This window comes from Prevotella sp. 10(H) (assembly GCF_000711235.1).
Classification (GTDB): domain Bacteria; phylum Bacteroidota; class Bacteroidia; order Bacteroidales; family Dysgonomonadaceae; genus Dysgonomonas.
In genome coordinates this window covers 138,045-150,463 of the sequence record NZ_JOMI01000005.1, presented here as the reverse complement: position 1 = coordinate 150,463, position 12,419 = coordinate 138,045, and the positions used below count along the sequence as shown (strand labels likewise).

Here is a 12,419-nt window from a genome sequence, read left to right as displayed (position 1 = left end):
TGTGTAGTTATAAATTGATTGATAATTCAACTTTGAATGATTTTTCATTGTCAGAAATATCCAAAGTATGTTTGTTTTCGTAATATAATTCGAGTCGTCTTTTTACATTTTCAATGCCTATGCCATGCCTGCTCGAAGCAGACTTATTTTTAATTAACGGCTGACTGTTTTCTGCAATAAAATAAATATGTTTTTCCTTAATTTCCATGAAGATATGAATAAAACTGTTCTTGTCTACGTCCAAAGGTGTATGCTTAAAGCAATTTTCTACCAACGGTTGAAAAATCATTGGTGGTATCAAGAGACTAACATCCTCCTCATTTTTATATTCAAAAGTTATGTCTTTATCATTTTCGAACCGCAGTTTTTGAAAATCTATAAAATTACCGATGTACTCTATGTCTTTGGATAATGGGGTCAATTCCGTTTCGCAGTCTTCCATTACATAACGCATCATTTGCGCCATTTTCAATACATATCCCGATGTATACTGATCTTTGAAGTATGTCATGGAATAAATGTTATTCAAGGCATTGAATATGAAATGGGAGTTGATCTGTGATTTGAGTACTCTCGCTTCAAGCGTTTTTTTCTCAGACAATAATTCTTCTTTTTGTTTGGCGTCCTCAGTAGTTTTTCTTGTAAAGAAAATTATGTTGGATATACTATAGCTTAATATGAAAGCAGTAGCATATCTCGATACTGAAAAAACATACTTGAATTCATGATCGATTTCTATTTTGAGATTCTCAAACATGTATATTTCAAATCTGGCGCATACGTTGGCAAACAAAGCGATTACTATAAATGAAAATACAAAATAAAATACCTTCCACCCTTTTATTAGTAGTTTAGGTATCAAAGCTTCATATGTTATATAATATACAATCAGTAGACATGTGAAATTTAAGGAACCTACTTTAAATGCCCATTCTACGCTAATCCATAGATTTTGAAGAAATCCGATTAAGTATACAATTATCCATACAAGTATTGTTTGGAGAAGCACAGAGGTTCGTATAGCGTTTATTATTTTATTCATCACTTAGTATCAGATTTTATAATATGATCTAAATGTAATAATAATCGTCATATAAAAACAAATAAATTCAACCAACTGCCCGAAACTATCTACCAATTTTCAAAAATCTTCAACCAAACCGGATTTACCGTTGATTTTTCTCTTTAAAACGATATTATTGAAGATTCTAATTGTTTCGTGCAGATAGTTTTCACGTTCATTGATTTTTTTTTGAGATATGTTAATTGTTTCGGACTTTCGCATTCGAAAATAAGTACACTTACTATCTCAATTTATAATGTAATGGAAAAAGTTAAAATAATGAATATGAAAGGTATCAATGTGGATTCATTGATCGGGCATGTTTTTAAATTGTGGATGAGAAATAAAAAGCAGATATTAGATGAATTCGGTCTTACAAGTCCTCAGTTTGATGTGTTGTCTGCAATCTGCTATTTGGGCAATCGTAAGAAGGAAATTATACAGATAGATTTATCGGAAGAAACAGGGATAGACCCGATGACTATTTCTACCATTCTGCGCAATCTGGAGAAAAACGATATAATTACTCGCGTAAGGGGAACGATAAATACCCGTGTTGTATATGTCGAACTCACCGAAAAAGGAAATAATCTTTATAATACGGCATCTTCTAAAATGTCGATATGCTGTAATAATATTTACCGTAACATTGACGAAAAAAATCTTACCAGCCAACTGCTCGTACTTTCGAATGAATTAAATAAACTAAATAATTAGATAACAATGAAAGCAAAGATGATTTTAAGCGGGGCGATAGCTCTGTTAGGGCTCGCTTCATGCAGCAACAACAACCAAATGAGTCAGGAAATACCTGTACAGGAATATCCGGTAATGGCTATAAACAAGCAGGAAGCCAATATGCAATCGGTATATCCTGCAACCATAAAAGGGCAGGAAGATATTGAAGTAAAACCACGTGTAGATGGTTATATCGAAGCCATATATGTAGATGAAGGCTCAGCCGTAAAAGCCGGACAGGCATTATTCAAAATCAATTCCCCAGCATCGGAACAATCTCTGACCTCTGCAAAAGCTGCTGTAAACAGCGAGAAAGCACGGGTCAATACAGCAAAAGTAGATGTGGAACGTTACCGGCCATTGGCAGAGAAAGGCATTGTAAGTGAAGTACAATTACTGACATACGAGAATGCCTATGAAACAGCATTGGCTACATTGCAACAAGCTGAAGCTACTCTGAAAAATGCACAGGCTACTATGAGCTGGACAACAGTGACCAGCCCTGTGGACGGTGTAGCAGGTTCTATTCCATATCGTAAAGGAAGTCTGGTAAATAGTTCAAATACACTGACAACCATAGCCAATACGGGAAATGTATATGCATATTTCTCATTGAATGAACGGAAACTAATGGATTTTTTGGAAGGTGTTGAAGGTTCTACCCAATATGAGAAAATAAAAAATATGCCTGCTGTAACACTTGTCCTTTCCGACGGTTCGGAATATGGCGAAAGAGGCCGGATAGAAACAATAACAGGAACCGTAGATATTACAACCGGTTCTGCTAATTTCCGTGCCGAGTTTCCAAACAAATCGGGTAAGTTGAGAAGCGGAACCAGCGGTAAAATAATTATTCCTAAAGTACTGGAGGATGTTTTTGTCATCCCTCAGAAAGCAACATTCTCACAGCAGGATAAAGTTATGGTATTCAAATTGTCGGGAGATTCTGTACAACAACAAATCATATCTGTTCAGACTATGCCAAACGGACAGGATTATGCAGTCACAGGCGGACTGGCCGACGGAGATAAAATAGTATCCGACGGTGTTGCAACCCTTAGAAACGGAATGAAAATATCTGTGAAACAAAATCTTACAGCCTCTAATTAAAACAGCACTATAAAGCTGATATATACTTTTATTTACCTCCTGTTATTCAGGAGGCTAAGGAACCTACACTTATAAAAACAAGAAAATATGCTAAAAACATTTATAGAACGCCCCGTATTATCTACCGTAATATCCATTATAATAGTGGTATTAGGTATAATCGGAATGAATATGTTGCCGATAGAGCAATATCCCGATATTGCACCTCCCACTGTACAAATAGAAGCCTCTTACAGCGGAGCCAGCGCCGATGTGATAATGAACAGTGTTATCGTGCCTCTGGAAGAAGCTATTAACGGTGTGGAAGGAATGACTTATATGACTTCTTCTGCCGAAACCGGTTCAGCCAGCATAACCGTTTATTTCAAACAGGGAGTGAATCCCGATATGGCAACAGTTAATGTACAGAACCTTGTCAATCAGGCTACTCCTTTATTACCGTCTGAAGTAACACAAACCGGAGTCACTGTAAGAAAGCAGCAGACAAGTAATATATTAATGATATCTTTTACATCGGAGAATCCGGATTATGATGCTAAGTTTTTACAGAATTATGCCAATATCAATGTTATTCCTCAGATAAAACGTGTGTATGGAGTAGGGAATGCCGCCGTATATGGAGCAAACGATTATTCGATGCGGGTGTGGCTAAAACCTGATGTAATGGCTTCGTACAAAATATCTACCAATGAAGTAATCAGCGCATTGAGGGATCAGAATATCGAAGCTGCTCCGGGCCAGTTGGGCGAAAACAGCAATCAGGCGTTCCAGTATACATTGAAATATACAGGAAGATTGTCTTCCGTAGAAGAATTTGAGGATATAATTATCCGTTCATCGGAAGGGAAAATAGTGAGATTGAGTGACGTTGCTAATGTCGAGTTGGGCTCGTTGCAATACAATGTAGCTACTATAACTGACGGTAATCCTTCTATTATGATGGCTATAAACCAGACAGCAGGCTCGAATGCTACACAGGTTATCAAAGATGTAAAGGCAGAATTGGATAAAGCTGAATCAGACCTTCCTCCGGGATTGAAGTTTACATATCTTATGGATGTCAGTGATTTCTTAAATGCATCTATCAGTAAGGTGATTACGACTCTTTTGGAAGCTTTCTTACTTGTTTTTATTGTAGTTTTCGTTTTCCTGCAGGATTGGAAATCCACCCTGATACCGGCTATAGCTGTACCGGTTGCCATTGTCGGCACATTCTTCTTCCTGTGGATACTCGGCTTCTCTATCAACCTGCTCACTTTATCAGCTCTGGTACTCGCAATCGGTATAGTTGTCGATGATGCCATTGTGGTAGTCGAAGCGGTACATGCCGAACTCGAAAGCGGTGCTAAAGACCCAAAACAGGCAGCTATTAAAGCTATGGGAGAAATAGCTCCGGCTATTATATCTATTACGCTGGTGATGGCGTCGGTATTTATTCCTGTAAGTTTTATCGGTGGAACCAGCGGTATATTTTATAAGCAATTCGGATTGACTATGGCTGTTGCTATTTTTATCTCCGCCATAAACGCATTGACCCTGAGCCCTGCTCTATGCGCACTTTTCCTGAAACCACATGATGAAAATCATGGGAAGAAAAGTTTCCTGAAAAGATTCTATTATTTTTTCAATATAGGATTTGGAGCGGCTACCTCAAAGTATAAAAAATCACTTATCTTTTTGGGTAAGAAAGGGCATCGCTGGATTACAGTCAGTATTATAGCAGTCAGTTCGATTATCTTATTCGGATTAATGAAAATGATTCCTACCGGATTTGTTCCGCAGGAAGATAGTGGTGCCGTTATGGGAATGATAACACTACCTCCGGGATCATCTATGGAAAGAACCGACTCGGTAGTATACGCTGTTGCAGAACTGGCGAATGAGATTCCCGAAGTAAAAAATGTCGGCAGTATCAGCGGAATAAGTTTTATGAGCGGGATGGGAAGTTCGTATGGCTCTCTTATTATCAAAATGGATCATTGGGATGACCGTAAGATTACGGCAAATGAAGTTGCTGCAATTATGACAGAGAAAACCAAATCGATAAATAATGCAACCTTTATGTTCTTCGGCACACCTACTATAATGGGCTTCGGACTGAGCAACGGAGTATCGGTAAATCTGCAGGATAGAACAGGCGGCGATATTTATAAGTTTTACGATGTTACAAATGACTTCCTTGCAAAAATGAATCAAAGGGAAGAAGTGATGATGGCTATGACAACATTCAATCCTAACTTTCCTCAAAAGCAACTCGAAGCAAATATGCCTAAGATAAAAGATGCAGGTATAACGCTGAGTGATGTGATGGGAAGCTTGCAGGCCTATATCGGCAGCCAGTATATATCTAATTTCAACCTGTATGGTAAGCAGTTCAGGGTAATGGTGCAGGCTGCCCCCGAATATCGCTCGAAATTAGAAGATATGGACGGCTTATTTGTAAAAACAGCAAGCGGCGAAATGGCTCCGGTAACAGAATTTATCACAGTAACCGATGTGACGGGACCTGAAACACGTACTAGATTCAACCTCTATTCCTCTATGGAATTGACGATTATCCCTAACTATCAGGGCGGATTCAGCTCCGGCGACGTAATCAAAGCTATCGAAGAAATAAAAGATGAGGCTTTGCCATCAGGATATAGCTACGAGTTTTCCGGCATGACACGAGAAGAGTCTGAAAGCAGCAGTCAAACCGTATTGATCTTCGGGCTTTGTCTGATCTTCGTATACCTGCTATTGTGTGCCTTGTACGAAAGTTATATTTTACCGTTAGCAGTAATTTTCTCACTGCCTGTAGGACTGGCTGGAGTATTCATCTTTCTGTCTGCATTCGGATTAAGTCAGGGAATTACAAACAATATTTATGTACAGATATCACTGATCATGCTTATCGGATTGCTGGCAAAGAATGCTATTCTGATTGTGGAGTATGCCATACAACGCCGTCAGCAGGGAATGAATATTGTCGATGCCGCAGTAAATGGCGCGGTAGCGCGTTTCAGACCTATATTGATGACTTCTTTTGCCTTTATTTTCGGGCTATTGCCTTTGGCAATTTCTACAGGGGCTGGCGCAATCGGTAATAGATCTATGGGGCTCAGTGCTGTAGGTGGTATGTTTATAGGTACAATGATCGGAGTATTGGTAATACCTTCTCTTTATATCATATTCCAATCTATACAGGATAAATTTAGTAAATCGGGTATGATAAATTCAAATGATGAGTTCATAAATAAGCAAAATGAAAAATAATTATGGCTAAAAACAAATATATAAAAGGAATTATTCTATTGGGGCTTATTGCCCTGATAGGATTACCTTCCTGTCAGGTAACAAATAAATACAAGGCACCGGAATATAATTCAAGTAACTTATATGGTGAAATGACTTCATCCGATACCACTACAATTGCAAATGTTACATGGAAAGAATATTTTACAGACCATTTTCTTGTAGCATTAATAGAGGAGGGTGTAGAAAATAATTACGACTTGCAGATAGCATATACCAGTATACAACAGGCAGAAGCAAGTCTCGGTATGGCCAAAGCTGCTTATTTTCCCGATGTGGCATTGGTAGGACAGGTCAATCATTCGCGGAGAAGTAACGGACAGAATGGAAAAGATGTTCTAGGTTATCATTCTACAGATTATTCATTAGGAGTATCTGCAAGTTGGGAACTGGATATCTGGGGAAAACTCAACAGTCAATCGAAGGCGAAATACGCTCAGTTCCTCGGTAGCCATGCTTATAAGAATCTGATTCAGACATCACTTGTTGCCAATATTGCTACATCATACTATTCTTTACTAGCATTGGACGAAAAACTGGCTATTACGGTTGAAACAGTAAAGTTATTGGAAGAAAATGTACAAACAATCGATGATTTGAAAAAAGCCGGTCTACAAAACGGTGCAGCAGTAGAACAAAGTAAATCATTGTTGTATAGTACACAGGCAAGTATTCCCGACTTAGAGAGCCAGATCAGGCATCTTGAAAATTCGATATGTACTTTACTCGGCCGTAAACCGGGAACTATTACACGTTCTTCGATCAAGATTCAGCAATATCCTGATCAGCTTGAATATGGTATACCTGCACAAATGCTGGCAAAGCGTCCGGATGTACAGCAGGCAGAACTTTCTTTCCGTTCTGCATTCGAACTGACTAATGTGGCACAGGCAAGTTTCTATCCGTCCATTACTCTTAGCACAGGAACGATAGGGTTCGGAACAAATAACACTTTGTCGAACTTCTTCAAGCCTGAAAATATTTTTGCGAGCGTAATAGGCGGACTTACGCAACCTATTTTTGCAAAAAAACAGCTAACAGGGAATTTAAAGATAGCAAAAGCACAGCAGCAAGAAGCTTTATTGTCATTTGAGCAGACTGTGTTCCAGGCTGGCCAGGAAATAACAGACATTTTGTTTTCTTTCGAATCCTCTTTAAAGAAGAATGATACACGCGAGAAACAGATAGAAGCCTGTAAAAATTCCGTTTATTTTACACAGGAGTTATTAAAGGCAGGAGATGCCAATTATACGGAAGTGCTCAATGCAGAACAAAATCTTTTGTCAGCACAACTTAATCGTGTGAATGATAGATTAGAGCAATTGCAGTGTTCTGTAGATTTATATAAAGCATTAGGCGGAGGAGTAGAATAATAATATATTAAATAGTTAAAGGGAAGCTTCTGTAAATAAACTTTACAGAGGTTTTTCTTTTACGATAAATCTCCATTCTATATCTTTCCACTCTTGTGCATAATCTATTCCTATGCGGGGAGCAGTAATATATTCGGGTTTCTCATCCGAATCTTCAATCCACATCCTGTCATTCTTTTCTATGGATTCACCCCGGAAAGATTTATCCAGTTTCAATGCTCTTCCTACTCTGCCCGGCCCATAAATGCCTTCCACAGCCCGGATCATTACTCCCTGAGGACAATCTTTATCTCCCGTCTCAATATTCAGAAGCCAGTATATGCCATAGATCAAGTATACATATATTGTTCCACCTTTGCTATATAATACTTCTGTATGTGCAGTCCTACCTCTCGAAGCGTGGCAGGCTTTATCTTCTTCTCCTCTATAGGCCTCTACATCAGTTATGCGGTAACGGCGTTTTTCTCCATTTTCAAACTGTCGTACAAGTATTTTCCCTAATAAATCCGGTGCTACATCGAGTACATCTCTCTGGAAGAATTTTTCTGTAAGCTTATTTGCCATTATACTATTTAAATCCTAATTGTTTATAATATGCTCTCATAGCCATTGCCCCTTTTTCCTGACTATTATGAGTTTCTGAAATTATTGTAACCGGATTGTTCAATTTCGATAGATTTTCAATGATACGGTTATATCTGGGTAGGTATAAATTTCCGGTTTGAGCACTATTTAAAGAAATGGTAGCATCCGTCTCGGTGTATATATCGTCGACCTTGCGGTGCTGTATTTCTCCTTTTGCTCCGTAATGTATGGGTGTGTAATGGAAGTGTACCCTGTTGGTCGCAGAAAATACACCATTGTCGGCGAGTATAGTAAATATTTGATCTATAGTATTATCATCAGCCAATCCTCCACCTAATCTTGCATGTACATGTCCGAAATCGATGCAGGGATATGCGCCTTCAATTCTTTGAGTGACAGACAATATTTCCTCTACCGATCCGAATTGGGCCCTTTTACCAGCAGTTTCAAGAAACAATCCGATATTAGTTTTTCCTGTCTGACTAAAGAAATCAGAGACATTATTCTCTAATATTTCTGCTATTTCCACCGGAGTTTTTTTATAAAGCGATCCGGGATGAAGCACTACGACATCAGCGCCCATTATATCTGCCATTTCGAAAGTCTTTTTAAGCATCTCAATCGAACGCCCTACTTTTTCTTTGTCAGAAGACGTTAATACGATATAATAGGCTGCATGTACCGATAACTTTATATCATATTCTTTAGCTAACTGCCGCATTGTCTGACATGTGGCAACAGGAGTCCGCGGCCCGTATGTCATCATTGCCTCAAAAGCATTGATGTCGAGACTGCGAAGCCATTCAAATATTCTCATCCTGTTGTTTCTGAATGAAGTTTCATTGTATGCAGGAGGATAGCCTCCAACGCCTATTCTTAGCATAATTATTCTTTTATATAATTAAGATAACGTCGTTTAGGTTATATTGTTTTCCATATATTGGATAATCAAGCTAATCCTTGAAATAGGACATTTCTCTCGTTAATTCGATATAAATATTAATAGCTTTTTTTAGCTCCTTTGCACAAATGGTAGTGAATATGCGCATAGCTGTTTTTTTAGATAATATAAATTATAGAGAAATAAACGACGGCATCAAGACCGTTTTGTTATTTGATGTCGACGATAGCTTAGTAAGGGCTGTCGGGCAACAACTTTTATCGATATATAATATAAATTATCTGATAACATGGCTATTGGCAAAAAGAGTCGAAAAAGTTTATATGCGCGAACCTATAGAATATATCCGTAATGTTATTGAGCGGACAGGCATAATGACTGTGGAGCCACTTGATAAAATGAAAGATAATCCTTTGTTGTCGTCTCTTCTTATAGATATTGATTAAGAATTCCTGTATTTCAATGGAGTCATTCCAGTATATTGCTTAAAAAAACGTCCGAAGAAAGAGGGATTGGCAAAATTCAGGTCTTCGGAAATTTGGAGAATGGATAAATCTGTTGTTTTCAATAGATTTTTTATCTCGGTTATAAGTATGATCTGTATCCATTCCTGAAAAGAATTGCCCGTAACCTTTTTTATAATGGAAGACAAATAGTTGGCAGTAAGGCAAAGCTTATCGGCATAGAATGATAATTTTTTCTCTGTTCTGAAATTATCTATAAGCAATACGAAAAATCTTTTTGTCAACTCATCTTCACGGGACGATTTTTTTAATACATCGCTATCATTTTCAGTTTTATAATAAGATGCTATCTCCAGCATCAGCGCATATATTAAGGCTTTGATGATTTCTTCCTTAAAAGTCAAGTTCTCATTATATTGCTTAATAATGATAGCATGCAGTTCAAGGATATTATATATTACTTCCTTCTTTAATTCTATTACAGGATTTTCATTCATCCTAAGAAAGATATCTTTATCCATACGCAGGGGAAGAGAACTGATATAGTCCTGTGAGAAAAACATGAGTTCTACCAGAAAGTCTTCGGAAGCTTGAATCATCTTACTTATATTGTTGGGGAATAAACAAGTAATTGTATCCTCTTTTATTTCATACTGATGATGATTTACCTTCAAATGACCATTCCCTTTAATACAAACCCCTAAGATCAAACCGTCAAAGATGAATGTCTCATCCATGTTTATGTATTCGGGTATTTTGCTACTGTCCGAGATTATGTAATTCTTTAAAAGGGCGTCACCTGCATTTTTATCCACTTTATCTAAGGTTATTTTTATATGCTTTTCTTCCATAAATCGTGTTTTGACAGTTAATGAAGTAACAATTATGCAATTATACGACTTTTTCTTAATAATCCGTTATTAAGGACATTTTTATCTTTAATTCAGTTACATCTAAACAATTATAAAACAGGACTTTTGTATTAACGAAATAATAAACTCAAAATATATTTTATATGGAAAAGAAAGAAAAAGAAAGTCCGAAAAAAGATTCGGCACAGAATGTCTCATCCATACCCTATTATAATTTTTTTATAGTACTGGTAGTCCTTATGCTACTCAATGCCTTGGTTGTTCCTCATATATCTAATAAGAAAATTATCAATACGGATTATGGTACTTTCGTTAAGAAAATAGATAATGGAGATGTAAAACAGGTAAAAATAGATGAAGGAAAAATCTACTATTCCGCATTAGATGAAAATAAAGAAGAAAAGACTTATCAGACAGGAGCAGTCGACGATCCCGATTTAGTTAACAGATTACTCGCAGCACGTAGTCCGAACGAAAACGGTAAGATAGAATTTACGCAGACTATTCCTCAGCAAAGTTCTCCTTTTATCAGCTTCCTGTTGTTTTGGGTATTACCCGGTGTTATCTTTTTCTGGATATTCCGTTCCGGTTCGAAAATGATTCAGGAGCGCATGGGTGGAGGCGATAATGTGATGTCGTTCGGAAAGAGCAATGCTAAGATATATGCCGAATCGGAAGTCAAAACAACTTTTGCCGATGTTGCCGGACAAGACGAAGCAAAAGAAGCTTTAGCAGAAATAGTTGACTTCCTGCACAATCCTCAGAAATATGCATCGATAGGAGCAAGCCTGCCTAAAGGAGCATTGCTGGTAGGTCCTCCGGGTACAGGTAAGACATTGATTGCTCGTGCTGTCGCAGGAGAGGCAAAAGTTCCGTTTTTTGCCATGTCAGGCTCCGAGTTTGTGCAGATGTTTGTAGGAGTAGGGGCAGCCAAAGTTCGCGACCTGTTTAAGCAGGCAAAGGAGAAAGCACCGTGTATCATCTTTATAGATGAAATAGATGCTATAGGTAAGAAACGTGACAGCAGGTTCGGCGGTAATGATGAAAGAGAGCAGACTCTCAATCAGTTATTAACTGAAATGGATGGTTTCGACGGTAAAACAGGAGTTGTAATACTTGCAGCTACCAATCGTCCCGAGAGCCTGGACAATGCACTTATGCGCCCCGGACGTTTCGACAGGCGCATTCAAATGGAATTACCCGATCTTGAGGGCAGGAAAGCTATTCTGAATGTACATCTGCAAAAAGTTAAGCATCAGAATATTGATCTCGATCTTGTTGCCCGGGCTACAGCCGGAACTTCCGGTGCCGAACTGGCCAATATCGTTAACGAAGCGGCTTTGAGAGCGGTAAGATTAGGAAAAGAATATGTTACAACTGTCGATCTCGAAGAAAGTGTGGAAGTGGTTATTGCCGGAGCACAGAAAAAAGGCAAGGTTATATCGGATGAAGAAAAGAAGATAATTGCTTATCACGAGATCGGGCATGCTATGGTTGCTGCTAAGCAGAAGAATTCCGCACCTGTACATAAAATTACCATTATCCCCCGTACATCAGGAGCATTAGGATATACCATGCAGGTAGATGCAGGAGAACAGAATTTGATGAGTCGCGACGAACTTCTAAATCGAATAGCTACTCTTACAGGTGGACGTGCAGCCGAAGAGATAATCTGTAATACGGTTACTACAGGTGCATCCAATGATATTGAGCAGGCTACAAAACTGGCTAGGGCTATGATAACCCGCTACGGAATGAGCGAAGAATTCGATATGATGGCTCTGGAAACTGTAAACAATGCATATCTGGGTGGCGACAGTACGCTTGCCTGCTCTGCCGAAACATCTGCCAGCATAGACCGCGAAGTACTGAAGATGATAAAAGACGGGCATGAAAAAGCTTTACAGATTATCAGGGATAATATAGATAAAATGCACGAACTGACCGATTATCTCCTCAAAAAGGAAACTATAACCGGAGAGGAGTTTATGGGAATACTAAACAATTAACCGATTATAA

10 protein-coding genes are annotated in these 12,419 nt (G+C 38.3%); 6 read left to right on the top strand and 4 right to left on the bottom strand.

Annotated features, from left to right (window positions below; translation table 11 throughout):
- Positions 1–7: 7 nt before the first annotated feature.
- Positions 8–1,042 (bottom strand): sensor histidine kinase, encoded by a 1,035-nt coding sequence (locus tag K348_RS0111290; protein WP_029905063.1) that lies wholly within the window; start codon positions 1,040–1,042, stop codon positions 8–10.
- 282 nt (positions 1,043–1,324) lie between these two features.
- On the opposite strand from K348_RS0111290, the gene K348_RS0111285 reads away from it, so the two are divergent.
- From K348_RS0111285 to K348_RS0111270, 4 genes are all read left to right on the top strand, one after another.
- Positions 1,325–1,780, top strand: coding sequence for a MarR family winged helix-turn-helix transcriptional regulator (locus tag K348_RS0111285; RefSeq protein ID WP_051697797.1), 456 nt, complete (start codon positions 1,325–1,327; stop codon positions 1,778–1,780).
- Positions 1,781–1,786: 6 nt separating this feature from the next.
- Entirely contained in the window at positions 1,787–2,911 is a 1,125-nt protein-coding gene (locus K348_RS0111280; RefSeq protein ID WP_029905061.1) for an efflux RND transporter periplasmic adaptor subunit, read from the top strand.
- A gap of 87 nt (positions 2,912–2,998) precedes the next feature.
- Positions 2,999–6,166 carry an efflux RND transporter permease subunit gene (locus tag K348_RS0111275; RefSeq protein WP_029905060.1) on the top strand — a complete coding sequence of 1,056 codons (3,168 nt, stop codon included), beginning with the start codon at positions 2,999–3,001 and terminating at the stop codon, positions 6,164–6,166.
- 2 nt (positions 6,167–6,168) lie between these two features.
- Positions 6,169–7,578, top strand: coding sequence for an efflux transporter outer membrane subunit (locus K348_RS0111270; RefSeq protein WP_029905059.1), 1,410 nt, complete (start codon positions 6,169–6,171; stop codon positions 7,576–7,578).
- A gap of 42 nt (positions 7,579–7,620) precedes the next feature.
- Here the strand turns inward: K348_RS0111270 and K348_RS0111265 are convergent, their stop codons facing one another.
- The gene (locus K348_RS0111265; protein WP_029905058.1) at positions 7,621–8,142 is read right to left on the bottom strand and encodes a DNA-3-methyladenine glycosylase; all 522 of its coding nucleotides are present in this window, start codon (positions 8,140–8,142) and stop codon (positions 7,621–7,623) included.
- A gap of 4 nt (positions 8,143–8,146) precedes the next feature.
- Positions 8,147–9,046: a TIM barrel protein gene (locus K348_RS0111260; RefSeq protein ID WP_029905057.1), complete on the bottom strand. Its 900-nt coding sequence runs from the start codon at positions 9,044–9,046 to the stop codon at positions 8,147–8,149.
- Positions 9,047–9,204: 158 nt separating this feature from the next.
- Between K348_RS0111260 and K348_RS0111255 the strand changes: the two genes are divergently transcribed.
- Positions 9,205–9,510: a hypothetical protein gene (locus K348_RS0111255; RefSeq protein ID WP_156032865.1), complete on the top strand. Its 306-nt coding sequence runs from the start codon at positions 9,205–9,207 to the stop codon at positions 9,508–9,510.
- Here K348_RS0111255 and K348_RS0111250 read toward each other — a convergent pair.
- Positions 9,507–10,379, bottom strand: coding sequence for an AraC family transcriptional regulator (locus K348_RS0111250; RefSeq protein WP_029905055.1), 873 nt, complete (start codon positions 10,377–10,379; stop codon positions 9,507–9,509). The genes K348_RS0111255 and K348_RS0111250 overlap by 4 nt on opposite strands.
- A gap of 164 nt (positions 10,380–10,543) precedes the next feature.
- Here K348_RS0111250 and ftsH point away from each other — a divergent pair, with 164 nt between their 5' ends.
- Entirely contained in the window at positions 10,544–12,409 is a 1,866-nt protein-coding gene (ftsH, locus tag K348_RS0111245) for an ATP-dependent zinc metalloprotease FtsH (RefSeq protein ID WP_029905054.1), read from the top strand.
- The last annotated feature ends 10 nt before the right edge of the window (positions 12,410–12,419 follow it).

What these genes read in the sequence shown, in the direction of transcription:
- K348_RS0111260 (WP_029905057.1), bottom strand. Translation starts at nt 9,046, where the DNA reads ATGCTAAGAATAGGCGTTGGAGGCTATCCTCCTGCATACAATGAAACT.
- K348_RS0111275 (WP_029905060.1), top strand. Translation starts at nt 2,999, where the DNA reads ATGCTAAAAACATTTATAGAACGCCCCGTATTATCTACCGTAATATCC.
- K348_RS0111270 (WP_029905059.1), top strand. Translation starts at nt 6,169, where the DNA reads ATGGCTAAAAACAAATATATAAAAGGAATTATTCTATTGGGGCTTATT.
- K348_RS0111285 (WP_051697797.1), top strand. Translation starts at nt 1,325, where the DNA reads ATGGAAAAAGTTAAAATAATGAATATGAAAGGTATCAATGTGGATTCA.
- K348_RS0111265 (WP_029905058.1), bottom strand. Translation starts at nt 8,142, where the DNA reads ATGGCAAATAAGCTTACAGAAAAATTCTTCCAGAGAGATGTACTCGAT.
- K348_RS0111280 (WP_029905061.1), top strand. Translation starts at nt 1,787, where the DNA reads ATGAAAGCAAAGATGATTTTAAGCGGGGCGATAGCTCTGTTAGGGCTC.
- K348_RS0111250 (WP_029905055.1), bottom strand. Translation starts at nt 10,379, where the DNA reads ATGGAAGAAAAGCATATAAAAATAACCTTAGATAAAGTGGATAAAAAT.
- K348_RS0111255 (WP_156032865.1), top strand. Translation starts at nt 9,205, where the DNA reads ATGCGCATAGCTGTTTTTTTAGATAATATAAATTATAGAGAAATAAAC.
- ftsH (WP_029905054.1), top strand. Translation starts at nt 10,544, where the DNA reads ATGGAAAAGAAAGAAAAAGAAAGTCCGAAAAAAGATTCGGCACAGAAT.
- K348_RS0111290 (WP_029905063.1), bottom strand. Translation starts at nt 1,042, where the DNA reads ATGAATAAAATAATAAACGCTATACGAACCTCTGTGCTTCTCCAAACA.